The organism is Paraburkholderia sp. EG287B (genome assembly GCF_040965595.1).
Taxonomy (GTDB): domain Bacteria; phylum Pseudomonadota; class Gammaproteobacteria; order Burkholderiales; family Burkholderiaceae; genus Paraburkholderia.
Genome location: NZ_JBFRCG010000015.1, coordinates 221637 through 246219, shown reverse-complemented (window position 1 = coordinate 246219; position 24583 = coordinate 221637). Strand labels below are relative to the sequence as shown.

The following is a 24583-nucleotide window of genomic DNA, read 5'->3' as shown; positions in this document are numbered from 1 at the left end:
ATTTGTAAGGTTTTCGGGCGTTTACAGCGCCTGGGCCTGATCCAGGATGGGCATCGGCCGCGGTGTGCAATGCATCGCAGAAATGCTTGTTTGCGTGCGCGCCTCCGACTGTCTAGATTGGAAAGGGTCAACGCCTCGCAAGGAGTCCGCAATGTCGAAGCTGTCGATGCTGTCCGTGCCGGCGTGGTTCACGCGGCGCGGCCGGGCGAACCGGCCGCCGCCCACGCCGCAAGCCGATGAGCCCGAACTGCGCGACGCGTCGCGCGAAACCGAGCAGCTCGAGCGAATCGCCACTTATGCACGGGCCGGTTACTTCAATATGGGCTATACGCCCGACATGTTTCCGCTAGTGGGCGATCTGCCGCCGCATTGAGCCGCGCCACGCGTCTACGCGCGCGTTACTGCGCCGCGTTTTCCGCTGCGAAACCCGCTGGGCCGCCAAGGGTGCCGGCGGGCCGGAACTCGCTGGGCGGCACGCCCAGTTCGCGTCGGAACATGTCGCTGAAGCTGCTGGGCAGATAGCCCAGCATGCGCGCCACCGCGCTCACGGGCTCGCCCTCCGCGAGGCGCGACACCGCGAGTGCGAGCTGCACCTGGCGGCGCCACTCCGCAAACCCCATGCCAAGCTCGCGCGTGAAGAGTCGCGAGAGCGTGCGCACGCTCGCGCCCACCGATGCCGCGTGCTGTTCGAAGCCGATATCGGCCGACGGGTTGTCGATCACCGCGCGGCACAGCGTGGCGAGGCGGCGGTCGGACGCATCGGGCAGCGGGATGCGCAGCGTGGAGCGCGGCGCGTGGGCGAGTTCGAGCGACGCGAGGCGATAGGCTGCGTCGAGCCAGGCGTCGTCTTCGCGCGCGTGTTCCGCGAGGCCCGTGACGAGTTCGCGCAGCAGGCCGTTGACCTCGAACACTTCGCACCGCTCGCTAAGGTGCCGGCTGTCGCGCTCGTGCAGATAGAGATTGCGCATCTCGACGGCGCTCAGCATGTGAATGGCGTGCTGCGTGCCGGGAGGCAGCCACACGGCGCGCTGCGGCGGCACGACGAGCGCTTCGCGCTCCACCTCGACCCACATCACGCCGGAGACGGCGTAGAGCACCTGCGCCCACGTATGCGTGTGCGGCTCGACCTCGAGGCCGCGCGGGTAGTGGCGTGCGAGCGAACGGCCGCGCCCGGGCTCGTCGTCGAGTTCGGGCGGCGCGGCTTGGGGCATGGGGGGCTCCGGGGGAATTGCGGGGGGTGAGCGTTCCGCGACATTATCCGCTCTGCCTGGTCGTGGCCGCTTGTCTTCTGGCACCCGATTCGACGACGCGCCCTTCATCGACCTGATAGACGCGATCTGCCATTTCCAGCAACGCTTCACGATGCGTAATTGCGATGATCGTGGGAACGCGACGGCGTACCTGTTCCAGCACACGCGCCTCGCGGGACGGATCCTGTGAAGAGGTTGGCTCATCGAGGACGATGACTGAAGTGTGGCGCGCAAGTGCGCGACCCAGCGCGATACGTTGCCTTTCGCCGCCGGAAAGCGCTCGACCCTGTAAGCCGACGATGACATCGAGCACGTTGCCGCTCGACTCGCCGGCGAGTCCTTGCAGTTCCAGCGCGCAGACCAGCGCCAGCAACTGTTCGTCGGAAGGCGGGTCTGCACAGCCGAAAGCAAGATTTTCACGGAGCGTTCCGCTGATGATCAGCGGATTTTGCGGAACGACAGCGACAGTCCGCGATATCGAAGCTGGAGAGAGTGTAGAAACGTCAACGCCATTCAACTCGACCCGCCCGCGTTCGGGGCGCACGAGGCCGAGCATCAGATTGACGAGTGTCGACTTTCCGTTTCCAGATGGTCCGATCAGGACGGTTACCTCGCCTCGATTCGCGATAAGGTTGGCTCCGCGAAAAATTGCTCGTGGTCCGAATGAAATATCGACACCCGACAAGGCATAAACGGGGTTCGCGTCAAGTGCAGTTGCGACCTCGACGCCACCCGGCTCGGGCGGCAGTGCAAGGATGCCGAGGCCTTCGTGCAAGGCAAGCTGACTTCTGCGCAGATCGGAAAGTGAAGCAGCGAGGCCCGTGAATGGCGCGGTCAGCGCCGCGACATAACCGGTAATCATCACAAAATCGCCGATGCGGAAAACGCCGCGCGTGACCGATGTCGCCGCGACGATCGTGAAGATCGTCAGCACGAGTCCGGTAAAAAACGCTTGCGCTGCAAGCAGCAGCGCAAGCCGCGCATTGCCGTGCGAAATTTGCGCGACATAACGGGCAAGGATACGGTGGAGTCCGGCTTCTTCGCGCTCATAGGCGTTGTTCAATTTGATATCCAGCATAAAGCCAAGCCGTTCCACCAGATGGCTGGAGAGAAGATTCGAGGCATCGAAAATCCGGGCGTGCGCGCCTTTCGTTTTCGCAGCGAGCCTCCACGTCGCCGCGAACAGCGCGCCGATTGCGCCGACGAACGCAGCAGCAAATGCGAGATTGGTCACACGCCAGAGAATCGATGCCGTGACAACGAGCTGGAAGAGCGCCGGCACGATTACCCAGAAGAGCGTAAATGTGATTGCACTGAAAGCGGTGCGGCTCCTGGCGATGACCGATACCATCGCGCCAGGATCGATCGTCGCGAGCCGGGCGTATTCGACGCGAATGAGATGCGCATATAGGCTTTCTGAAACGCGGCGTCGGATCGGGCAAGCGTGGCGGATGAGAATATTGTTTTGATCCACTCTGAGACGCGTGCTGCGGTCCAGCACAGGCCGTAGACGCCCGCGAGCGTGACGGCTGCTCCCCCGAAACCAGGGGCGCGCTCGACCGAGAGCGCATTGGTGCTTTCTCGCAATAGCCACGGCACTGCACTTTCGAGAGCGACGACGGCGATCATGATCAGCGTAGCCGCAGCAAAGCGAGCGGGAAGTGCCTTGTCGTGGCTAACGGCAATCCGGTACGTAGCGATGTATTCGCGTACCAACTCCAATGGAAACGACATGCGGGCCTCTGCAGATTCAATGTTGTAGTTCAAGAATGAGTCGGATCCTGAAAATTCGATCTCTCTTATTTTGATGTAGGGGCATGCGCTTTGAAACAGATTCACGATCGGTCATTGACGCACCTCGATTGTTGATCGCGTAGTCCGCTTTCTGAAGAAGCGAAGATTGTCGTCAGGCCGCGCGTTGTCCGACGCATTCTTTGCGCAGCTGCGGCGCGCGCAGGTAAGATAGGGCGACCTACCGCGCCACGCTGCCCGCTTTCGCTCCCATGAACGCAACCGATCCCGCACTACAAGACGAAGCCCCGCTCGGCCTCTACACCCGCGGCGCCGGCCGGGCGAGCGAATGGTGGCGCGTCTCGCCTTCGGAACGCGCGCACATGTACCGCATCGAGCATGGCCAGGGCGAGGACGGTGAAGTCGACATCGACACCGAAATCGATCTCGACAATCTCGAAGCGAAGCTGCTCAAGTGGCGTCGCGAGGGCTTCGTCTCCGAAGCGCAGCGCGCCGACGAAGCGCGAGCTTCACAAGCGGGCAGCACATTTTCCGCCGCCTTGCAGCGCGCCGTCGAAACGGCGCGCGAGGACAAAGCCGCTCGAGCCAGGCCGCAAACCCACACGCCCACCGTACGCATCGGCACCGTAGATCTACCGCGCGGCGAACCAAACGCGCTGGTGCCACGCGTGAACGCAGCCTACCTTTTCACAGAACGCGGCGACGATATCGTTCAGGACATCGTAGAAAATCGCCGCGTCATGCTGATCGGCCATACGGGTTCGGGCAAGACGAGCTTCATCGAGCAGGTGGCGGCACGCGCGGACTATGGCGTGCTGCGCGCGAACATGAACGGCCAGACCACCATCGGCGACTTCGTCGGTTTCTGGACCGTGAAGGGCGGCGAGACGATCTGGGTGGACGGCGTGCTGCCCGTGGCGATGCGCGAGGGCTACTGGCTCATCATCGACGAACTCGACTTTGCCGAGCCGTCCATTCTGGCCGTGCTCACCGCCGTGCTGGAACCGAACGGCCGCTTGCTGCTCAAGGAGCGCGGCAACGAAATCGTCGAGCCGCATCCGTCGTTCCGCCTCTTCGCCACCGCGAACGCCGCGGGCGCGATGAGCGCGTACCGCCATCTGTACCAGGGCGCGAATCTGCTCAACGAGGCGTTTCTCGACCGCTGGCGCGTCTACCTGTTCGACTATCTCTCACTTGAAGGGGAAACCGAAGTATTGCTGCGCACGCTGCCCGTTCTCACGCGGCCGCTCGCGCACACACTCGCCGCCATCGCCGCCGACTGCCGGGCCGCGTTCGCCCGCGAGGATCTCGCGAGCGCGTTCTCCACGCGGCGCCTGATCGACTGGGCCGAACTCATGCTGCGCACCGGCGATGTCGAGCGCGCGGCGGGGCCGGCGATCTACGCGAAGGTGAGCGCGGACGATGCGGCGCTCATCCGCAGCGTCATCCGGCATCACGTGATCTTCGACGCGTGAGCGTGGAGGCCCTGTGGCCAGCTTGCAGGACCAAACAGAACGATTGACGGCGAGCGCCGATCCCGCGGGCGCGCTCGGCCGCCTCGCGCGGGTGCTGACCGGCGATTCGCGCGTGAGCGTGACGTTCGGCGCGGGCGAGCCGCGCATTGAAGGCGAACGCTTCGTACTGCCCGCGCGCCTCGCGAATGATGGTGCGAATGAAGCCCCGCTGCTCGGCGCGCTCGATTTGCTGGCGGCGCGCTATCGCTACAGCGAAGCGGCGCGTCTCGACACGCCGCAAGCCGGCGTGACGGGGCGCATTGCGCAGGCGATCGAAGACCGTCGCGTGCTTGCGCAACTCGCGCGGGCATTCCCTGGCGCGCAACGCTACGCACAAAGCTGGCGTATGCAGCGCAGTGAGGCAGTCGCACGACGCTGGTCGAAACTGGCGTGGCGCGAGTGCCTCGCCTGGGCGATCGAACGCACGCTGTGGGACGAAGCGCCGGGCGTGCTCGAGCGAGATGTCGCGGCGCTGGCCGCCGCGCTGCGTGCGATCGACGCTCCACTCGGCGCGGCCCGCGCGAGCCAGTCGACACGCGCCAGCGTGAGTGCCGCCGTGGCGATCGTGGCGGGGGTGCGCTCGCTCGCGTCACGTGGCGCGAACAACATGATGCAGACGGCGGCCCTGTCCGAAGGGCTCGACGACGAATCGGCGCGACTCGCGCAGGCAATGGACGAATTCGGCCAGGCAGACGAGGTCGAGCCGCCGGGCGGAGGCGCCCAGCCAGATGACGCCCGCGAAGGCGACGACGGCGCAGCGGCACGCGCGAGCGCCGAGTCCGATTCCGCGGCCGGCGCAGCGCTTTCCGAAGCGGATGCGCCGCACGCCGCCACGAATCGCAGCCCGGAGCCCGGGCGGCCACGTCTGTCGATCCCGCTGACCACGGCCTACGACACCGTCTCCGATCTCACGGGCCGCGGCGACGCTGCCGCCTGGCGCAAGCTGCGCGCCCTGGCACGCGCGGAGACCGGCGCGCTCAAGGCCCAGCTCGAGCGCGTGCTCAAGGCCGACGAACTCACGCACTGGAAGCGCGAGCAGGAGCGCGGCGAGATCGACCGCGCGGCGCTCGCGCGTCTCGCCGCTTCGCGCGGCTACCGCACGCCGTTTCGCGTGGCGCGTCATGCGAGCGGGCGCGACACGGTCGTCACGCTGCTGCTCGACCTGAGTGGCTCGATGGCGGGCCGCAAGATCGAGCTGGCGCGCCTGTGCGCGGCGGCGCTCGCCGACGCGCTCACGCAGCTCGCCTTCGATTCGGAAGTGCTCGGCTACAGTTCGATTGAAGAACCGGAAATGCGCGCGCGCTACGAGCGCGAGCGCGCCGCCGGCGCCGATCTGCGGGCCTATAACCGCTTCGTCGAGCGGCTGGATCTGCGCGTGTTCAAGCGCTTCGACTCGCGCGACCTGAGCGGGCTCGCGGCCATCGAGTGCGGCCACGAGAACCCCGACGGCGAAGCGCTCGCCTGGGCGGCGGCGCGGCTCGCGCAGCGCAGGGCGCGCCGGCGGCTGCTGTTCGTCCTCTCGGACGGCTATCCTTCGACGAGCGACGGCGACCCGGCGGTGTTGCGCAGCGACCTGCTCGCGCGCGTGCAGGCGGTCAGGGAGCAGGGCATCGAGCTGGTCGGCATCGGCATCCTGGACGACGCCGTCGAGGCGTTTTATCCGCATGCCGTGGTCGTGCGCAAGCTCCACGAGCTGCCGGTCACCGCGTTTGCGACGTTGAGCCGCCTGCTCGCGGGCCGGTAGCACTGAAACCGGGCGGGCAACGGCAGCGGCAGGGGCAGCGGCGCTTTCCTTGCCGGACCGGGCGCATTGCGCTAACTTGAGCGGGCAGGCGTTGCGCCGCCTGCCAATCCATCCACTGACGAATAGATACAGGTCATGCCAGGCCGCGATTACCGACCCGTGGATTACGACCGCCTCTACTACCGGCTCGATCTGGAGCCGGGGGCGAGCGAGGCCGACATCAAGCATCACTATCGCCATCTCGCGCAGATCCTGCATCCCGACAAATGGCGGCACCCCACGGCCGCCTCGATGCGCTGGGCCGACGACCAGTTCAAGCGCGTCAAGGAGGCGCGCGAGCTGCTCGAGGCGTACTGGTCCGTGCATCATGCGCCGCCGGTGAGCCGCTCCGCGCTGAGCGTCGCGCAGGCCGACGAACTGCACGCGCAGATGCAGGCGCTGCTGGCGCAGCGTGAACGCGTGCGCGCCGAGCTGGACGGGCTGCGCGCCGAGCGCACGCGTACCCTCGACGAGCTCCAGCGCATGCGGACCGAACGCGACTCGCTGCACGGCGAACTCACGGGGCTGCGCGGCGAAGCGGATGCCGCGCAGCGAGGCGAGCCCGAGGGCGCAACCGCGCCCGAAACCGATGCCGTGCACGCGCGTTCAGGCGGCGTGCGCGATTTCCTGTTTGCGAAATTCGACGACCCGTCGCGGGGCTGGCTGCTGACGCTTTCCGCAAGCGTGTTCGCGTGCATCGTGATCTTCGTTGCCGCGCACTGGATCGCGGGCTTGCTGCTCGCGCCCATCGCGCGCTTCGAGGTGGGCCGCTGGCTCACGCACATTCTGCAGTGGGCGCTCGTGGCGGGCGGCGTGGTGCTCACGTTCGGCTGGGGCTGGTCGCAGCGCACGCTGTATCGCGCCGGGCGTGCGGGGCGCGAGCACGCCGTGGCGTTGCCCGCCGATGAAACGCGCCTGCGCGTGAGCGCGGCGCTGCGTCACGAGGCGCACTACGGAGCGGAGTGGAGCATCGAATCGTACGAGGCCGCACCCGACGATACGCAATTCGCGCTGCGTGCGGTGATGCGCTTCTCGCCTGGTTCGCAAACCGCCACGCGGCGCCACATGGTGGCGTTCCGCTGCCGGGCGCACACGACCGGCGCCGCACAGACGGCGCTCGCATACGACTTCTCCGTGGCGGCGCCCACATGGTGGCTGGTTCCCGCCGCGCGCGTGGTGCGCGACCTGCGCAAGCGGCTCGACGCCGATCTCGGCGCGGCGCGCTGAAGCGGCATCGCTTTCAATCGACGACGAAGAGCTTCGCACCCGTGCGCGTGTACGACTGGTGTGCCTCGGCGTTGTCGCCCACCTGATAGCTCATGCCGGGCGTGAGGACGAACTTGCGCCCATCGTCGAGCGTGGTTTCGAGTTCGCCTTCGAGGCAGAACAGAATGTGCCCCTTCTTGCACCAGTGATCCGCGAGGTAGCCCGGCGAATACTCGACCTGCGCACGCGGATCGGGTCGGCCTCGTCGCCGAAAAAACGCGTGCGCCAGGTGGCCATGCCCGTTTCCCCTTTGTGTTGCGTGGGCTCGACGCTGGACCAGTCGGTGGTGCCGAAGCGAAATGCATCCATTCTCATGCGGTTTTCTCCTTGTGCGTGACGTCAGAGTGTAGCGGAGCGCGCTCACGCATCGTCGTCGTCCGCCACGCGTTCCTGTTCGTCCACTCGCTTCATGTTATCGAGCAGCTTCAGCAGATAGTGCAGCGCGTGCGTCATGTCGTCCGACGAAAAATTGTCCAGCACGGCTTCGTAGTACGCCTCGATTTTCGGCGTGGCCTGCGCCACCCATAGCTTGCGGCCCGGCCCGGTCATGCAGACGAGGCGCGAGCGGCGATCGCGCGCGTCCGCCTGGGTGCTCACGTGGCCATCGCGTTCCATCCGGCTGATCAGACCCGAGAGATTCTGGCGGCTCACCATCAGATAGCGCGCGAGGTCGCCCACGCTCATGCCCGGCTGGGCTTCCGGGCGCGAGAGCGCGCCGAGCACGGCCCATTGCTGCGTGGTCAAACCCTCGGCCTCCACGGCGCGCGTGCCCGTTTTATGCAACATATTTGCGCATTGGTAGAGCCGGAAGAACAGCCGGTTGGCAAGATCGAAGCGGCTTGAATCCTGAATTTTTGGTGTTTTTGGCAAGGGTTTCTCCTGGTGCTTCCACGCTTGTCTTCGATCTGAGTGTTACCTAGTATACGTCAACATATTGACGTAATTCGAAGCGAGACCCAAAGATGGGGACAGCATCGAAGGCGTCTATGGTACTGCTCAACCGAATGGAGGATCGCGGTGCGAAAACTCGAAGGCAAGACAGTCGTGGTGACGGGCGGTGGCGGCGGCATCGGCGGGGCGACCTGCCGGCGCTTCGCGGCCGAGGGCGCGCGCGTGGCGGTGCTGGATCTGTCGCTCGACGCGGCGCTGAAGGTGGCCGAGGAGATTCACGAAAAGGGCGGCCAGGCGTTGGCGCTGCGTTGCGACATCACGAATCGCGCCGAGGTGGAAACGGCGCTCGAGCAGGCGCAAGCGCAGCTCGGCCCCGTGGATGTGCTCGTGAACAATGCGGGCTGGGACGTTTTCCGCCCGTTCACGAAGACCGAACCGGCGCAGTGGGACAAGCTCATCGCCATCAATCTCACGGGCGCGCTGCACATGCATCACGCGGTGCTGCCCGGCATGGTCGAGCGCAAGCGCGGTCGCATCATCAACATCGCCTCGGACGCCGCGCGTGTGGGCTCGTCGGGCGAAGCGGTCTACGCGGCGTGCAAGGGCGGCCTCGTGGCGTTTTCGAAAACCATTGCGCGTGAACATGCGCGCCACGGCATCACCGTGAACGTGGTGTGTCCGGGCCCGACCGACACCGCGCTCTTCGCCGAATACAAGGAAGGCGCGGGCAACCCCGAAAAGCTGCTGGAAGCGTTCCAGCGTTCCATTCCGCTCGGCCGCATCGGGCAGCCCGACGATCTGCCCGGCGCGATCGTGTTCTTCGCGAGCGACGACGCGAACTACATCACGGGCCAGGTGCTGAGCGTATCGGGCGGCCTGACCATGGGGGGCTAACGGCGACGAACACGCTCTCTATCGACTACGCAACATCAAAGGCATCGATCATGAACTACGAAGACATTCTCTACGAAGTGCGCAACGGCGCGGCATGGATCACCATCAACCGGCCCGACAAGATGAACGCGTTTCGCGGCCGCACCTGCGATGAGCTGATTCACGCGATCAACAAGGCGGGCTACGACCGCGAGATCGGCGCGATCGTGCTTGCGGGCGCGGGCGACAAGGCGTTCTGCACGGGCGGCGACCAATCCGCGCACGCGGGACAGTACGACGGACGCGGCACGATCGGCCTGCCGATGGAAGAGCTGCACACCGCGATCCGCGACGTGCCTAAACCCGTGATCGCGCGCGTGCAAGGCTATGCGGTGGGCGGCGGCAACGTGCTGTGCACGATCTGCGATTTCACCATCGCATCGGAAAAGGCCGTGTTCGCGCAGGCGGGCCCGAAGGTCGGCTCGGTCGATCCGGGCTACGGCACGGCGTTTCTCGCGCGCGTGGTCGGCGAAAAGAAGGCGCGTGAAATCTGGTATCTGTGCCGCCGCTATCCGGCTGCCGAAGCGCTGGCCATGGGCCTCGTGAACGCCGTGGTGCCGCACGATCAACTCGACGCGGAAGTGCAGAAGTGGTGTGACGAGATCATGGAAAAGAGCCCCACGGCCATTGCGATCGCCAAGCGCTCGTTCAATATGGACACCGCGCATCAGGCGGGCATTGCCGGCATGGGCATGTATGCGCTCAAGCTCTACTACGACACGGAAGAATCGCGCGAGGGCGTGCGCGCGTTCCAGGAGAAGCGCAAACCCGAGTTCCGCAAGTACGCCAAATGAAGGCGTCTCCATGACGATCAGGATGACGAATGAATAGAGCAGGCCGCTTCAAGGAGACACCATGAATCCGTATATCGACGAAGACCTCGCCGCGCTCGGCGAGCACGCGCGGCGCTTTGCACAAGGGCGCGCCGCGCCAGGCTTCATCGAGCGAGACACCACACGCGTGCTCGATCGCGGCCTCATGCGCGAAATGGGCGAGATGGGCTTCATCGCGCCGGAATTGCCGGAGCAGTACGGCGGCCAGGGCCTGGGCTGCCTGGCCGCGGGGGTGATCCACGAGGAGATTGCGCGTGCGGACCTGAGCCTCTCGTACATCAACCTGCTTGCCTCGCTCAACGGGCAGATCCTCGCCAAGCACGCGGCGCCCGAGATTGCGCGCCCGTGGCTCGAACGCCTCACGCAGGGCCGCGCGCTGCTCGCCATCGCGCTCACAGAACCGCGCGGCGGTTCGGATGCCGCGAACCTGCGGCTGAAAATGGAGCGCGTGGGCGACCACTACGTCCTCAACGGCGAGAAAACCTCGATATCGGCCGCCGATCAGGCCGACGCCGCGGTGGTGTTCGCGCGCACCGGCAGCGTGGCAGATGGCGCGCGCGGCGTCTCGGCCATCCTCGTGCCGATGGACCTGCCGGGCGTCACGCGCAATCGCTTCGACTGCCACGGGCAGCGCGCGATCGGGCGCGGTTCGATCTTCTTCGAGAACGTGCGCGTGCCGGTGGACCACCTGCTGGGCGACGAGGGCAAGGGCTTCGTTCAGGTGATGCAGGGCTTCGACTTTTCGCGCGCGTTGATCGGTCTGCAGGTGCTCGCCGTGGCGAGCGTGAGCCTCGAAGAAACGTGGGAGTACGTCGCCCAGCGCGAAGCCTTCGGCAAGCCGCTCTCTGCGTTCCAGGGCGTGTCGCATCCGCTCGCCGAATACGCCACCCAGGTGGAGGCGGCGCGCCTGCTGTGCCTGCAAACGCTGTGGCTCAAGGACCGTGGACTGCCGCATACGGCCGAAGCGGCCATGTGCAAGTGGTGGGGGCCGAAGCTCGCCTACGACGTGGTGCACCAATGCCTGCTTTCGTTCGGGCACGGCGGCTACGACCGCGGCCCGCTCGAACAGCGCCTGCGCGACGTGCTCGGCTTCCAGATCGGCGACGGCACGGCCCAGATCATGAAGACCATCATCGCGCGCTCGAACGCGGGCCGCGACGCGGTGCCGGCATGATGCGCGCCGCCTGCGACGTTTCCTGCAACGCCACGGGAGGCTGCACATGGAGTTCGACGCGGTACTGATCGGGCCGCGCCGCGCGCGCGAGGACGCAAGGCGCTGGTGGCCCGGGCGCACCATCAACGACGAGCTGGACGCCTGCGTGGCCGAATGTCCGGCGAAGATCGCGCTCACGGCGGTACGCATCGAGGAAGGCGGGACCACGCGCTTCACCTACGCGCAGATGGCGCGCATGGCGGACCGCATCGCCGTGGGCCTGGCCAGGCTCGGCGTCGCGAAGGGCGACGTGGTCTCGATGCAGCTGCCGAATTGCTGGCAGTTCACGCTGCTTTATCTCGCGTGCTCGCGCATCGGTGCGGTGCTCAATCCCCTCATGCCGATCTTTCGCGAGCGCGAGTTGTCGTTCATGCTCAACCATGGCGGCAGCAAGGTGATGATCGTGCCGCAGCGCTATCGAGGCTTCGACTACGAGGCCATGTTGCGCGTGCTGCGGCCTGAACTCCCCGCCTTGCAGCACGTGGTGGTCGTGGGCGCAACCGACGCAGGCGAGCCGGCGCGCAACAGTTTCGAAGCGCTCCTGAGCGGCCCGCGCTGGGAAGAGGCGAGTGACGCCGAAGCCATCCTCACGCGCAATCGCCCAGGCCCCGACGACGTGACGCAGCTGCTCTACACCTCCGGCACCACGGGCGAGCCCAAGGGCGTGATGCACACGTCCAACACGCTGTTTTCGAACATCTTCCCGTATGCGCAGGCCATGCGTCTCGGCCGCGACGACGTCGTGCTGATGGCCTCGCCGATGGCGCATCAAACCGGCTTCATGTATGGCCTCATGATGCCCATTGCATTGCGGGCGAGCGCCGTCCTGCAGGACGTATGGCAGCCCGAGGCGGCGCTGGCACTAATCGCACAGGAACGCGCGACGTTCACGATGGCGTCCACGGCGTTCCTCGGTGATCTCGCCAACGCGGCCGTCGAGACGGGCACGCGCGTGCCGACGCTGCGCACGTTCTTGTGCGCGGGCGCGCCCATTCCCGGCGCACTGGTCGATCGCGCACGCATGGCGCTGGGGGCGAAGATCGTCCCCGCGTGGGGCATGACGGAGCTGGGCGCGGTGACGCTCACGCATCTGGACGACGATGACGAACGCGCCTCCACGACCGATGGCGCGCCGCTGCCGGGCGTGCAAGTGAAGGTGGTCGACGAGAACGATCACGCGCTGCCGCCGAACGTAGCGGGCCGGCTCTTCGTGCGCTCCTGCTCGGGGTTCGGCGGCTACCTCAAGCGCGCGCATCTCAATGCGACGGATGCGCAAGGCTGGTTCGACACGGGCGACCTCGCGATCGTCAACGAGCGCGGCTACATCCGCATCAGCGGCCGCAGCAAGGACGTGATCATCCGCGGTGGCGAGAATATTCCCGTGGTGGAGATCGAATCGCTGCTCTACCGGCATCCCGCCGTGGCACAGGTGGCGATCGTCGCGTACGCGGACGAGCGGCTGGGCGAGCGCGCCTGCGCCGTGGTGGTGGCGAGGCCCGGCGAGGCGGTCGATCTGCCTTCGCTCGTCGGCTTTCTCAAGTCGCACAAGGTTGCCGTGCAGTACCTGCCCGAACGGCTCTGGCTGCTCGACGCCATGCCGACCACGCCCGCAGGCAAGGTGCAGAAGTTCCGTTTGCGCGACATGCTGCGTGAAGCCGATGTCAGAGAAGCCGCCGGAACATCCAGTAAAGACCGGCAGCAAGCGCAATCGAAGCAGGCAACGTGAGCACCCACGCGAGCACGAGGTTGCGCACGGTCGCCCACTGCAGGCCCGAGCCGTTCGCGGCCATCGTGCCGGCCACGCCCGAAGCGAGCACGTGCGTGGTCGACACCGGCAGGCCGTAGACATCGGCCATGCCGATCGTGATCATGGCGACCGCTTCGGCCGAGGCGCCCTGACCGTAGGTGAGATGCTGCTTGCCGATCTTTTCGCCCACCGTCACGACGATGCGCTTCCAGCCCACCATCGTGCCGAGACCGAGCGCGAGCGCCACGGCCACCTTCACCCAGGTCGGAATGAACTTGGTCGAGTGGTCCATCTGCTTGCGGAAGGTGTCGAGCACGTTAACGTCAGCGGGAGACATCTCCGGTGCCTTCGCCTTCTGCATCAGGCGGATCGCTTCGCTCGCCACGTACATGTCGTTGCGCACGTTGTCGACGATCGCGTCGGGCACCGTCGCCATCGAGCCGGACAAGGCGACCTGGTCGGCGATCGTGTCGGTGAGCCGGCGCAGCGCGGGCAGCGTGGCGGGCGTGAGCTGGCGTGTGCGCACGAATGCCTCGACCTCGGCGCGCGCGTTGTCGGGCGGCGCGCCGTGCGCGTATCGGCCGAGCGTTGCGGACGCCTCGCGCGCCACGACCACGAACGCCGTGGTTTGCTCGGGCGTGACGGCCTTGTTGAGCGCATAGGCGGTCGGCACGACGCCGATCAGGATCAGCATGATGAGGCCCATGCCCTTCTGGCCGTCGTTCGAGCCGTGGGCGAACGAAACGCCGGTGCAGGTGAGGACGAGCAGGATGCGGATCCAGAGCGGCGGCGCCTGGTTGGCTTTGGGCTCGGCATAGAGCGCGGGCACGCGCACGAGCAGCTTGAGCACGAGGAGCAGCAAACCGGCCATGACGAAGCCGACCACGGGCGAGAACAGCAGCGCCTTGCCCACGCCCGCCGCCTGGTCCCAGTCCACGCCGCTCGTGCCCGAAGGCCCGCTGATGAACTGGTTCATGATCCCCACGCCGATGATCGAGCCCACGAGCGTATGCGAACTGGATGACGGCAAGCCGAAATACCAGGTGCCGAGGTTCCAGACGATCGCGGCGAGCAGGAGGGCGAACACCATGGCGAAGCCGGCGCCGCTGCCCACCTGGAGGATGAGTTCCACCGGCAGCAGCTGCAGGATGCCGAACGCGACCGCGCCGCTGGAGACGAGCACGCCGATGAAATTCCACGCGCCCGACCACGCCACGGCGAGATGCGGATCGAGTGAGTTCGTGTAGATGACAGTAGCGACGGCGTTGGCGGTGTCGTGAAAGCCGTTCACGAACTCGAAGCCGAGCGCGATGAGGAGCGCAAGCCCGAGCAGGATGAAGGGCAGCGCCGAGCTTTCGCGTACGGCGCGCAAATCAACGACGAGATGATCGATTACGTAAATCGCCCCGGCCGCGATGATGGCGAGAAATAGGGCGATGCCAATACCGCGGCGGCGTGCGCTCGGCGCGCGGTAGGGGGACAAGGGTATGTCCGGCATGAAAGCGTGGTGGCTCTGATCAATCCGCTTGGGGAAGCGCCTCGGCGCAGCGTATGCGGGTTCGCAAACGTGCGTGGCGCGGTGCCGCGTCGGCACGCTGAAAGCGCGATGCGGACGAGACGACGCAGTGTCGCACAATTGACAGAAATCAGACACGGACGTGACGCCGCACCGGTCCGCGCGCGGACGCGCTTTTGTGACTTTTCACAATCACCTTATCTGCTTTCCCAGTTCTCCCGGCGCGGCCAAGCCCGTAGCATGGGCGTGAAACGCGGCACCCCGCAGACAAGCCGCGCATTGATTTCATGGAGACGAACGTGTCGAAAGCCCCCTGGCTCGCCAGCTATGGCGAGATTCCCGCTACCATCGATCCCGACCGGCATCCGTCGCTCGCGCATATGTTCATCGAGGCGATGCGCGAACATGCGCACCGGCCGGCATTGCGCGCGGGCGATACTTCGCTTAGCTACGCCGATGTCGATCGTCTGTCGCGCGATTTCGCGGCGTATCTGCAGCACGCGGGCGTGAAGAAGGGCGACCGCGTCGCCGTGATGTTGCCGAACCTGCTGGCGTTTCCCATCGCGCTGATCGGCATCGTGCGGGCAGGGGCGGTGCAGGTGAACGTGAATCCGCTCTATACGCCGCGCGAGCTTCAGCACCAGCTGGCGGATTCCGGCGCGCAAACGCTCGTGGTGATCGATGGGGCGCTGCCGACGTTCGATGCGATCAAGGCGAATACGGCCGTCAACACCGTATTGAGCGTTGCCGCAAGCGATTGCGCAAGCGCGGGCGGCGAGCGCGATGCGCAGCCCGGCTCGTTCGCGGCGGCGCTCGCGCAGGGCGCCGGCTTGCCGTTCGACGCTCCCGCATTGTGCGGCGACGATCCGCTCTTCCTGCAATACACGGGCGGCACGACCGGGCTCTCCAAGGGCGCGCTGCTCACGCATCGCAACCTCGTCGCCAACGTCGAGCAGTTCAAGACCTTCATGCCGGGCTTCATGAACCCGGGCGAGGAAGTCGTCGTCACCGCGCTGCCGCTCTATCACATCTTCGCGCTGACAGTAAATCTCATCACCTACTTCTCGATTGGCGCCGAGAACTGGCTCGTTGCGAACGCGCGCGATCTGGGCGGCATGATCGACGTGTTCAAGGCTGCGCGGCCCACGAGCTTCATGGGCGTGAATACGCTCTATGCGGGGCTCGTTGCGCATCCGCGCATCGGCGAGGTCGATTTTTCGCGGCTGCGGCTCGCGGGCGGTGGCGGCGCGGCGATCATTCCCACGGTGTCCGAGCGCTGGCAGGCCATTACGGGCGGTTTCATCCGCGAAGGCTACGGGCTTTCGGAAACGAGTCCGGTGCTGTCGTTCAACCCGGGGAGCGTCGATCACTTCACCGGCACGACGGGACTGCCGGTGCCCTCCACCGACGTCAAGCTGATGAACGACGGCGTCGAGGCCGCGCCTGGCGAGCCCGGCGAGATCTGCGCGAAGGGCCCGCAGGTGATGCAGGGCTACTGGAACCAGCCCGAGGCCACGCGCGCCGCCTTCACGGACGATGGCTACTTTCGCACCGGCGACGTGGGTATGTTCGACGCGCGCGGCTTCCTGCGCATCGTCGATCGCTCGAAGGACATGATCCTCGTTTCGGGTTTCAACGTGTATCCGAATGAAATCGAGGCGGTCGTGACCGCGTTGCCCGGCGTGGCCGAGTGCGCGTGCGTGGGCGTGGCCGACGAGCGCAGCGGCGAGGCCGTGCGTGTGTTCGTGGTGCCCGCGCGTGAGGCGGCGCTGAGCGAGGAAGCCGTGATCGCGCATTGCCGGGCGCAACTCGCGGCGTACAAGGTGCCGCGCGTGGTGAGCTTCGTCGAGGCGCTGCCGAAATCGACGGTGGGCAAGATCCTGCGGCGGGAATTGCGCGACGCGGGGTGACACGCGGCAGGAGCGCGCTGCGTTCAGCGCGGCGCCGCGCTCTTCGCCTTCTTCACCCCGAGGCGCCCCTTCTTTTCCTTCTTCTTGCCGTCGCGCTCGGCACCCTGCGTCGCCCCGCGCAGCTTGAGCGCGATATCCAGCCGCGCGATCCAGTGCGCATCAGTGAGCTTCGCGCCCAGCAGGGTTTCGATGCGCTCGAGCCGGTAGTCGAGCGTATTCGGATGCACACCTAACGTTTCGGCCGTCTGGCGCCGGCGCTGCCCGCTCGCGAACCATGCTTCGAGCGTGGCGAGCAGGTCCGCCTCGGTCGCCAGTTGCTCGGCGAGCGAAACGAGATAGCGCAGCACGTTGGCGCTGCTGCGCACGCTCTCCTCGATGGCGATCGACGAAAAGCGGTGCACGCGCAGGAAGTTGCCATTTTCTTCGCTGTCGTCCGCGCGGCTGCCACGCGGCGCAAAGTCCACCGCCTTGAGCGCTTCTTCCACCGAGGCCGCCCAGCCGCGCGCCCCTTCGTTCATGAGCCCGATGCCGATGCTGCGCACGCGTGGCTCGGCGCGCGCGAGCGCGGCCGCATGCTCGGCCACGCGCTGATCGTTGCGCGTCATCGAATCGCCGCGCACGCACGGCAGCCAGAACACCAGCCGCTCGCGGTGCCACGCCCGCACGAGCGCGTCGGGCTTCAGCTCGAAGTGCCGCGCGGCGCTGAGCGCGAAACGGTCGAGCGCATCCTCGCGCACCGAAGGCGCGTGGTCGCGCAAGTCCAGATCGACGGCGAGCGCAATGCGCGGCAGCGTGGCATCGAGGCCGAGCGCCTCGACGGTTTCGCGAAAGCGCGCGGCGTCGTCGGGGGCATGGAACACGAGGTCGTAGAGCTGCTGCAGCAGCGAGCCGCGCCAGCGCGCCTGCTGGTGCTGCTCGTCGAGATAGGCCTCGGCGATGTGCTCGGCCATCGCGTCGAAGTAATCGAGCAGATAAGGCGAAATATCGAATAGCAGTTCATGCGCGAGCGCCGGGTCGGCCTCGGCGAGCTCCGTGCAGGTGCGCCATAACTCACGCGCGCCCAGGCGAAAGGCGCGCAGCAGCGAACGCAGCGGCACGTTCTGGTGGACACGTCGGCGCGCGAACGCCGCAGTCTGATCCATGACTTCGGCGGTGGGCGGCGTGCCGTCGAGCAGGCACTGGAACCACAGGTTCGCGGAAAACGCGATCGACGAGAAGATGTCCTTGCGCGCCGCCGCCGAGAGCGCGCTATAGCCTTCGAGCGAGAGCAGCGTGTCGTAGGTGCGCTGGACCGCCTTGGGCTGGGTCTTGGCGAGCGTGCGCAGCCTGCTGCGCAGGCGTGGGCTGATGGCGGGAACGGGGGGCGGCACGGTGAGTTCGCGGATTCGCGCGGATTCGTTTAGGCGATACCCGCGAGTGTACTCAGCGCCGTGCCGCTGCGTCGAGGGGCGGCGAACGAAACCGGGGCCGTGCAGGCGGCCCCCGGCGGTGCATCGGCACAACGTTCAGAACAGCAGCGCGATACCAGCCATGCCGACGAACTGCGAGCGCGTGGACGAAGGCGTGGAGTTCTGCGAGTCGCCAACTGCCGGGCTCGCGTTGACGATGTTGCCCGCGCCGTTCGCGCCGAGCGTCTGGCCGCCCGCGTGCTGGTAGGCCTGCAGCGCATACAGCGTGGTGCGCTTCGAGAGGTGGTACGACTCCTTGAGCGAGTACTGCTGGTAGCGCGCCGCACTCGTGATGCCGTTGGCCTTCGAAGCCAGCGTGTAGGCGAAGCCGCCGCCCACGTCGAAGGCCGGCGTGAAGCGATACACGGCGAGCGCCGCCCAGGTGTTGAAGATGGCCGTGTCGTGGAAGATCGACTTGCCGCCCGCAATGTACTGAACGTTCGAATACGACGCGCCGAGCACCAGGTTGCCGAGCGTGTAGTTGCCGCCCGCCGCGATGTGCTGGACCGCGCTCGCCGAGACATAGCCCGTGTTCAGCGACGACTTGCCGAAGCTGCCCGTCGAGGAACTGTCGAAGCCGCTCGTCAACTGCGCGTTGTCCATGCGCAGGATGGCCGCGGCGAGGCTCACCGGGCCGGCGGAGTAGCGCAGCGCGGCGCTCCACGTCTGGCCCTTGCCGGTGCTGCCCGCGATGCCGCCGAGCGCGTACATGGCGCTGGCCTGCAGGCCGTAAAAGATCGGCGAGGTGTAAGTGGCCGAATTGTTGATGCGCACGGTCGTGTCGAGACCGTCGATATCGCCGGGGTGTGCGCCGGTTGCGCCGGTGAGCCACGAGCTTCCCGTGAGCGGCCCGACGAACAGGTAATACGGCGTGTACTGACGGCCCGCAGTGAACGTGCCCAGGTTCTGGTTCTGCAGGCCCACGTAGGCCTGGCGATTGAAGATCAGTCCGCTCGACGACAGCGCGCCGGTGTTGAGGTCGAAGCCGTTCTGCAGGTCGAAGATCGCGAACGTGCCGCCGCCGAGATCTTCCTTGCCCTGCAGGCCGAACTTCGACGCATACAGGTTGCCCTGGCGCAGATAGACGTTCGAGTGACCGTTCTGGTTGTTGACGTAGGTGATGGCGTCGTCGACGGCGCCGTAAAGCGTGACGCTGCTTTGCGCGAACGCGGGGCTGGCCACGAGGGCTGCGCTAGTCGCGAGGAACGTGCCAAAACCAAAGCCTGCTTTCTTCATCGTTGTGTGTCTCCGGGTGAGATTTGGACTGCTTATTGTTTTCTTTGCTACGCCGCCTGATTTTCAGATCGAGGCGGCGTGCGGACTGCTGCGCGAAGTGACTACGGTGACTGCGTTTGAATCAATCCTGCGGTTGGCTCGCGCCCTGTGCGGCGAGTGCGCGCTGGCGCGCCTGCGCTGCGAGGCGCACGGCGGCGTTGGGCGCGCCGTAGCCGTCATAGCCGCCGCGCCGCTCCACGATCTCCAGGAAGAAGCGCTGGTCGAGCGTCTCCGTGTAGGCGTGCAGGAACTCGCCGCCGCGCTCGTCGCGGTCGTAGAGCAGGTTGTGGCTGCGCAGCGCGTCGAGAAACTCGGCGTCGAGCGCGTGGCGCGCGTCGAGATCGTCGTAGTAGTTCGCGGGCACGCGCAGGAGCGGCACGCCGGCCGCCTCGAATTCGGTTACGGCGCGGAAGATGTCGCCGGTGTTGAACGCCACGTGGTTCAGACCCGTGCCGTGGTAGGCACGCACGGTTTCTGCCGCGGCCGTGTGCTGGTCCACCGAGGCGTTGAGCACGACGCGCAGCCCGCGGTCGCGGCTCATGAGCGCGCGGCTGCGCACGAGTCCGTACGGATCGGGCAGCAGCACGGCGGGCGTCGCTTCGAGCCCGAACGCCGACTTCAGGAACAGCACCCACGAATCGAACGAGCCAGCAGGCAGCGAAAGGCTCACGTGATCGATGCCCGCAATCGGTCCCACCTCGACCGGGCCGTCGATATCCGTGAGCGCGAAATCGGCTTCGAAGAGGGTGGGCTCGCCCGGCTGCTCGTTAACGAAATAGTTAAGACTGCCGTCCGGGCCCTGGACGGCGGGCACCACGCGCTCGTTCGGACCCACGCGGCCCGAGAACGGCTGGTAGCCAAATCCCGCAGCGCGTTCGAGCGCGAGGCGCGCATCGTCCACGCGAAACGCCGAGGCGCAGAGCGAGAGCCCGTGGCGCTGGAAAAACGCATTGGCGAACGAGTCGGGCTCGGCGTTGAGCACGATCGCGGCCGAGCCGTGCTGATAGAGCGTCACGTCCTTCGAGCGATGCTGGCCTGCGCGGCGGAAATGCAGTTTTTCGAGCCAGTTCGCCACATGCGCGCGCGCGGTGTCGTCGACGGCGAACTCGAGGAATTGCCACTGCGCGTTCGCGGGCGCGGCGCTCGGATGGTAGAGGGCGCTTGCTTCGACATGCTCCGCCTGCAGGGTTTCGCGCGTGAGCGATTCGAGCAGCAAGAGCGAGCGATGGCCGTCGGCGGCCGTGGCGGCGGGCGGCGCGCCGCGAAAACCGTCGTTGAAGATTTCGAGCGAGAGCGGGCCCGTGTAACCGCTTTTCACCACCTGCGCCGTGAAATCCGCGAGCGCGAAGTCGCCCTGGCCCGGGAAGCAACGATAGTGCCGGCTCCATTCGAGCACGTCCATCTGCATTCTCGGTGCATCGGCGATCTGCACGAAGCCGATGCGCGCGCCCGGAATCGCAGCGATGCCGTCGGGCGCGTCGTCGAGCGAGAGCGTGTGGAAGCTGTCCAGCGCGAGCGTCAGGTTCGCGTGATCGACGGTGTTGACGAGTCGCCACGCGTGGCCATAGGTGCGCACGTGGCGCCCCCATGCAAGCGCCTCATAACAGATCGTCACGCCCGCTTCCCCGGCGGCTTGCGCGAGCGCGCCAAGCTGTTCGGCGGCGAGGCCGTCGTCGCAGATCGTGTCGGGCGAGACATTGCTGCACACCAGCAAACGGTCCGTGCCCAGTTGATGCATGACGTCGAACTTGCGCTTCACGCGTTCGATGTTGCGCGCGAGGCGCTCGGGCGCCACGCCTTCGAAATCGCGGAACGGCTGGTACAGCACGATATCGAGGCCGAGATCGCCGGCCATGCGGCGCACGTCGGCGGGCGAGCCTTCGAAATAGAGCAGATCGTTCTCGAAGATCTCGACGGCGTCGAAGCCCGCGGCGCGGATCGCGGCAAGCTTTTCGGCGAGCGTGCCGCTGATCGACACCGTGGCGATCGAGCGGCGCAGCGCGCGAGAGGGGGTGTGGAGCGGCTTGGACATGGGCATGGCGAGCGTGCTGACTGCGACTTCGGTGTTGAACAAGGGTCCGGTGCGGCGGCGTGGGGCGGGCGTTTAACTAACTGGCGCACCGCAGACACACTTGCCGCTGGAGTGTCCGAAGGATACGCCAAACTAACTAGTTAGTACAAATTCTGGCAAACCCCAGGTGACCGGTGCACCGCTTCGCGGCACACTGGCGACCATGCGGTGAAACATGCAACGGTTCTCGAGCATGCGCCGTGCCGGTCGTCAAGCTGTTCTGGAGTGTGTGTAATGGGAATGCCTTCGGTGCTGGTCCTGAACGGACCGAACCTGAATCTGCTGGGAACGCGGGAGCCCGCGATCTACGGCGCTGAAACGTTAGATGACGTCACCAACCTGTGCCGCGAAGCGGCGGGGCGTCTTGGGCTCGAGATCGATTTTCGCCAGTCGAATGCCGAGCATCAGCTGATCGACTGGCTGCATGAAGCGCGCACGCGCGTGGACGGCATCGTCATCAATCCGGCTGCCTATACGCATACGTCGGTGGCGATCGCCGATGCGCTTTCCGCCATCGCGAAGCCCGTGATCGAGGTCCATATCTCGAACGTGCACAAGCGCGAGGCGTTCCGGCACCATTCCTTCGTTTCGCCCATTGCGGAGGCCATCATCGTCGGCTGCGGCACGCAGGGGTACGTGCTCGCGCTGGAGCGCATGGCCACGCTGCTCGCCAAAAAGGTGACGAAATGAGCGCCCAGGACAACGCCAAAACGAATGCGCTGGGCGCACGCGCAACCGCCAACTCGTTTCTCTGCGGCCTGATCGGCTCGGGCATCGGCGGCTCGCTCACGCCCGCGATGCAGGAGCAGGAAGGCCGCGAACTCGGCTTCCATTATGTGTACCGTCGCATCGACCTCGAGGCGCTGAAGCTCACGCCCGCCGCGCTGCCCGAGTTGTTGCTGGCCGCCGAGCGCATGGGTTTCGACGGTTTGAACATCACCTATCCGTGCAAGCAGGCCGTGATCGAACTGCTCGACGAACTCTCCGACGACGCCCGCGCGCTCGGCGCCGTGAACACCGTGTTGTTCCGCGACGGCAAGCGCATCGGCCACAACACCGACTGGTCGGGTTTCGCGCGCGCGTTCCAGCGCGGCCTGCCCGATGTCTCGCTCGAAGCGGTGGTGCAGTTGGGCGCGGGCGGCGCGGGCGCGGCGGTCGCCCACGCGGCGCTGCAGATGGGCGCCCAGGCGCTCACGCTGTTCGACGTGGACGCGTCGCGTGCCGAATCGCTCGCCAGCGAATTGCAGGCGCGCTTCCCGGCGGCTCGCGTGAGCGCGGGCGGCGATCTGCGCGAAGTGCTCCAGCACGCCACTGGCCTCATACATGCCACGCCCACCGGCATGGCGAAGCTGCCCGGCATGCCGCTGCCCGCGGAGTATCTGCACGAGCGGCTGTGGGTGGCGGACATTGTCTATTTCCCGATCCGCACCGCGCTGCTCGAAGCGGCCGAGGCGCGCGGCTGCCGCACGCTGAGCGGCGGCGGCATGGCGGTGTACCAGGCAGTGGATGCGTTCCGGCTGTTCACGGGCGTCGAGCCCGACGCGGAACGCATGTATGCGCATCTGCAGTCCATGCTGGCGGCGAATGCTGCAGGCGCCGGCGAATAACAACGACAGCGCGCGACGGGCGTCGGCGTCAAGTCGCTGACTCCCGCCGACCGCCTTACAGGCATGGGACGGGAGTAAACGCTAAAGCGCCAACTCCCGTCGACACATCGGAGACGAAGACATGGCACCACCCGTATCCACGGGGCGCGGCGACGCGCCGAACCTTTCCGCAGCCGCGCCCGCCGAGGGCGCCATGCGCCGCTCGAAAGCGCGCTATCGCATCCTCGGCCTGCTGGCCGTCGGCACGATGATCAATTACCTCGATCGCACCGTGCTCGGCATCGCAGCGCCGCAGCTCACCAAGGAGCTGGGCATCAACGCGGCGCTCATGGGCCTCGTGTTCTCGGCGTTCTCGTGGAGCTACGTCGTCGCGCAGATTCCGGGCGGCGTGTTCCTCGACCGCTTCGGCAGCAAGTTCACCTACTGGCTTTCGATGACGCTCTGGTCGATGTGCACGCTCGCCCAGGGCTTCATCAGCGGAGTGGGGGCGCTGTTCGCGTGCCGTCTGGGTCTGGGCGCCGCGGAATCGCCGTGCTTCCCGACCAACAGCCGCGTGGTCGCCACGTGGTTCCCGCAAAGCGAGCGCGCGTTCGCCACGGGCACCTATACGGTGGGCGAATACATCGGCCTCGCGTTCTTCAGCCCGTTCCTCTTCGCGCTGATGGGCGCCTACGGCTGGCGCTCGCTGTTCTACGTGGTCGGCGGCGTGGGCATCGCGTTCGGCGTCGTGTGGTGGTTCCTGTATCGCGAGCCGCACGAGCACCCCGCGGCCAACCGCGCCGAACTCGACTACATCGAGGCGGGCGGCGGTCTGGCTCGCCACGAGCGCAAGGCCGACGCGCAAGCCGCTGCCGGCGAACCGAAAAAGCAGGGCTTCGACTGGCGCATGGCCGGCCAGCTGGTGCGCCGCCGTCAGCTCGCGGGCATCTGCCTCGGGCAGTTCGCGGGCAACTCCACGCTCGTGTTCTTCCTCACGTGGTTCCCGACCTACCTCGCCACCGAGCGCCACATGGGCTGGCTCAAGATCGGCTTCTTCGCGATCATGCCGTTCATTGCCGCGTCGATCGGCGTGATGTTCGGCGGCACGTTCTCCGACTGGATGCTGCGCCGCGGCATCTCGGCCAACGTGGCGCGCAAGCTGCCGATCATCGCCGGTCTACTGCTCGCCTCGACCATCATTCTGGCGAACTTCGTGGACAGCAACGTGGCCGTGATCGCGATCCTTTCGGTGGCGTTCTTCGCGCAAGGGATGGCCGCGCTCGGCTGGACACTCGTTTCGGATATCGCGCCGGCCGGCATGCTCGGTCTCACGGGCGGCATCTTCAACCTGGCGGCCAATCTCGCGGGCATCATCACGCCGCTGGTGGTGGGGCTGATCGTGGGTGCGACCGGCTCGTTCGTCTGGGCGCTCGTGTTCATCGGCGTGATCGCGCTGATCGGCGCGGCCTCGTACATCTTCATCGTGGGCGATATCAAGCGCATCGAGCTGTAAGGCTCGCAGGCCGCCTGCGGGCGGCTTTCAGCGGGATAGCGGGGCGCGGCACCTTCTAAAGGGCCGCGCCCCGCGTGCTAAA

General features: G+C 66.5%; 19 protein-coding genes and 1 pseudogene. 12 read left to right on the top strand and 8 right to left on the bottom strand.

What is annotated here, in order from left to right; all coding sequences use genetic code 11:
* The first annotated feature begins 151 nt into the window (after positions 1–151).
* Positions 152–373 carry a hypothetical protein gene (locus tag AB4Y40_RS27795; RefSeq protein ID WP_368690558.1) on the top strand — a complete coding sequence of 74 codons (222 nt, stop codon included), beginning with the start codon at positions 152–154 and terminating at the stop codon, positions 371–373.
* A 25-nt stretch (positions 374–398) separates the two neighbouring features.
* Here the strand turns inward: AB4Y40_RS27795 and AB4Y40_RS27790 are convergent, their stop codons facing one another.
* On the bottom strand, positions 399–1211 hold the full coding sequence (locus tag AB4Y40_RS27790; protein WP_368690557.1) for a helix-turn-helix transcriptional regulator: 813 nt from the start codon (positions 1209–1211) through the stop codon (positions 399–401).
* 43 nt (positions 1212–1254) lie between these two features.
* Positions 1255–2724, bottom strand: coding sequence for an ATP-binding cassette domain-containing protein (locus AB4Y40_RS27785; protein ID WP_368690556.1), 1470 nt, complete (start codon positions 2722–2724; stop codon positions 1255–1257).
* A gap of 529 nt (positions 2725–3253) precedes the next feature.
* Here AB4Y40_RS27785 and AB4Y40_RS27780 point away from each other — a divergent pair.
* The 3 genes from AB4Y40_RS27780 to AB4Y40_RS27770 all read left to right on the top strand — a co-directional run bounded on the left by AB4Y40_RS27780 (position 3254) and on the right by AB4Y40_RS27770 (position 7526).
* A complete protein-coding gene (locus AB4Y40_RS27780) occupies positions 3254–4477 on the top strand; it encodes an AAA family ATPase (RefSeq protein ID WP_368690555.1) in 1224 nt (407 codons plus the stop codon).
* 22 nt (positions 4478–4499) lie between these two features.
* A complete protein-coding gene (locus AB4Y40_RS27775) occupies positions 4500–6260 on the top strand; it encodes a cobalamin biosynthesis protein CobT (protein ID WP_368690554.1) in 1761 nt (586 codons plus the stop codon).
* 135 nt (positions 6261–6395) lie between these two features.
* A complete protein-coding gene (locus tag AB4Y40_RS27770; protein WP_368690553.1) occupies positions 6396–7526 on the top strand; it encodes a DnaJ domain-containing protein in 1131 nt (376 codons plus the stop codon).
* Between the two features lie 13 nt (positions 7527–7539).
* Here the strand turns inward: AB4Y40_RS27770 and AB4Y40_RS27765 are convergent.
* Together AB4Y40_RS27765 and AB4Y40_RS27760 are read right to left on the bottom strand one after the other, a co-directional pair.
* A pseudogene (locus AB4Y40_RS27765) lies at positions 7540–7880 on the bottom strand (DHCW motif cupin fold protein).
* 45 nt (positions 7881–7925) lie between these two features.
* Positions 7926–8351, bottom strand: coding sequence for a MarR family transcriptional regulator (locus AB4Y40_RS27760; RefSeq protein ID WP_368690552.1), 426 nt, complete (start codon positions 8349–8351; stop codon positions 7926–7928).
* Positions 8352–8582: 231 nt separating this feature from the next.
* Here AB4Y40_RS27760 and badH point away from each other — a divergent pair, with 231 nt between their 5' ends.
* From badH to aliA, 4 genes are all read left to right on the top strand, one after another.
* Positions 8583–9350 carry a 2-hydroxycyclohexanecarboxyl-CoA dehydrogenase gene (gene badH / locus AB4Y40_RS27755; RefSeq protein ID WP_368690551.1) on the top strand — a complete coding sequence of 256 codons (768 nt, stop codon included), beginning with the start codon at positions 8583–8585 and terminating at the stop codon, positions 9348–9350.
* A gap of 50 nt (positions 9351–9400) precedes the next feature.
* Positions 9401–10183, top strand: coding sequence for a 2-ketocyclohexanecarboxyl-CoA hydrolase (gene badI, locus AB4Y40_RS27750; RefSeq protein ID WP_233888679.1), 783 nt, complete (start codon positions 9401–9403; stop codon positions 10181–10183).
* A gap of 61 nt (positions 10184–10244) precedes the next feature.
* A complete protein-coding gene (gene aliB, locus AB4Y40_RS27745; protein WP_368690550.1) occupies positions 10245–11396 on the top strand; it encodes a cyclohexanecarboxyl-CoA dehydrogenase in 1152 nt (383 codons plus the stop codon).
* Positions 11397–11442: 46 nt separating this feature from the next.
* A complete protein-coding gene (gene aliA / locus AB4Y40_RS27740; protein WP_368690549.1) occupies positions 11443–13161 on the top strand; it encodes a cyclohexanecarboxylate-CoA ligase in 1719 nt (572 codons plus the stop codon).
* Here the strand turns inward: aliA and AB4Y40_RS27735 are convergent.
* Positions 13097–14680, bottom strand: coding sequence for an inorganic phosphate transporter (locus AB4Y40_RS27735; protein ID WP_368690548.1), 1584 nt, complete (start codon positions 14678–14680; stop codon positions 13097–13099). The two genes, aliA and AB4Y40_RS27735, sit on opposite strands and share 65 nt — an antisense overlap.
* A gap of 317 nt (positions 14681–14997) precedes the next feature.
* Here AB4Y40_RS27735 and AB4Y40_RS27730 point away from each other — a divergent pair, with 317 nt between their 5' ends.
* The gene (locus tag AB4Y40_RS27730) at positions 14998–16608 is read left to right on the top strand and encodes an AMP-binding protein (protein WP_368690547.1); all 1611 of its coding nucleotides are present in this window, start codon (positions 14998–15000) and stop codon (positions 16606–16608) included.
* A 23-nt stretch (positions 16609–16631) separates the two neighbouring features.
* Here AB4Y40_RS27730 and AB4Y40_RS27725 read toward each other — a convergent pair whose 3' ends face one another.
* The 3 genes from AB4Y40_RS27725 to AB4Y40_RS27715 form a co-directional block, all read right to left on the bottom strand.
* Positions 16632–17978, bottom strand: coding sequence for a PucR family transcriptional regulator (locus tag AB4Y40_RS27725; protein WP_368690546.1), 1347 nt, complete (start codon positions 17976–17978; stop codon positions 16632–16634).
* Positions 17979–18113: 135 nt separating this feature from the next.
* Entirely contained in the window at positions 18114–19292 is a 1179-nt protein-coding gene (locus AB4Y40_RS27720; RefSeq protein WP_368690545.1) for a porin, read from the bottom strand.
* Between the two features lie 121 nt (positions 19293–19413).
* Positions 19414–21330, bottom strand: a complete 1917-nt coding sequence (locus AB4Y40_RS27715) for a bifunctional sugar phosphate isomerase/epimerase/4-hydroxyphenylpyruvate dioxygenase family protein (RefSeq protein ID WP_368690593.1) — start codon at positions 21328–21330, stop codon at positions 19414–19416.
* Between the two features lie 306 nt (positions 21331–21636).
* Here AB4Y40_RS27715 and aroQ point away from each other — a divergent pair, with 306 nt between their 5' ends.
* The 3 genes from aroQ to AB4Y40_RS27700 all read left to right on the top strand — a co-directional run bounded on the left by aroQ (position 21637) and on the right by AB4Y40_RS27700 (position 24501).
* Positions 21637–22092 (top strand): type II 3-dehydroquinate dehydratase, encoded by a 456-nt coding sequence (gene aroQ / locus AB4Y40_RS27710; protein ID WP_368690544.1) that lies wholly within the window; start codon positions 21637–21639, stop codon positions 22090–22092.
* Positions 22089–23009, top strand: coding sequence for a shikimate dehydrogenase (locus tag AB4Y40_RS27705; RefSeq protein ID WP_368690543.1), 921 nt, complete (start codon positions 22089–22091; stop codon positions 23007–23009). Before aroQ ends, AB4Y40_RS27705 begins: the two co-directional genes overlap by 4 nt.
* 193 nt (positions 23010–23202) lie before the next feature.
* Positions 23203–24501: an MFS transporter gene (locus AB4Y40_RS27700; RefSeq protein WP_368690592.1), complete on the top strand. Its 1299-nt coding sequence runs from the start codon at positions 23203–23205 to the stop codon at positions 24499–24501.
* The last annotated feature ends 82 nt before the right edge of the window (positions 24502–24583 follow it).

Coding starts and splice junctions, on each gene's coding strand:
- AB4Y40_RS27795 (WP_368690558.1), top strand. CDS start 152: ATGTCGAAGCTGTCGATGCTGTCCGTGCCGGCGTGGTTCACGCGGCGC.
- AB4Y40_RS27790 (WP_368690557.1), bottom strand. CDS start 1,211: ATGCCCCAAGCCGCGCCGCCCGAACTCGACGACGAGCCCGGGCGCGGC.
- AB4Y40_RS27780 (WP_368690555.1), top strand. CDS start 3,254: ATGAACGCAACCGATCCCGCACTACAAGACGAAGCCCCGCTCGGCCTC.
- AB4Y40_RS27770 (WP_368690553.1), top strand. CDS start 6,396: ATGCCAGGCCGCGATTACCGACCCGTGGATTACGACCGCCTCTACTAC.
- AB4Y40_RS27760 (WP_368690552.1), bottom strand. CDS start 8,351: ATGTTGCATAAAACGGGCACGCGCGCCGTGGAGGCCGAGGGTTTGACC.
- badI (WP_233888679.1), top strand. CDS start 9,401: ATGAACTACGAAGACATTCTCTACGAAGTGCGCAACGGCGCGGCATGG.
- aliB (WP_368690550.1), top strand. CDS start 10,245: ATGAATCCGTATATCGACGAAGACCTCGCCGCGCTCGGCGAGCACGCG.
- aliA (WP_368690549.1), top strand. CDS start 11,443: ATGGAGTTCGACGCGGTACTGATCGGGCCGCGCCGCGCGCGCGAGGAC.
- AB4Y40_RS27735 (WP_368690548.1), bottom strand. CDS start 14,680: ATGCCGGACATACCCTTGTCCCCCTACCGCGCGCCGAGCGCACGCCGC.
- AB4Y40_RS27720 (WP_368690545.1), bottom strand. CDS start 19,292: ATGAAGAAAGCAGGCTTTGGTTTTGGCACGTTCCTCGCGACTAGCGCA.
- aroQ (WP_368690544.1), top strand. CDS start 21,637: ATGGGAATGCCTTCGGTGCTGGTCCTGAACGGACCGAACCTGAATCTG.
- AB4Y40_RS27705 (WP_368690543.1), top strand. CDS start 22,089: ATGAGCGCCCAGGACAACGCCAAAACGAATGCGCTGGGCGCACGCGCA.
- AB4Y40_RS27700 (WP_368690592.1), top strand. CDS start 23,203: ATGCGCCGCTCGAAAGCGCGCTATCGCATCCTCGGCCTGCTGGCCGTC.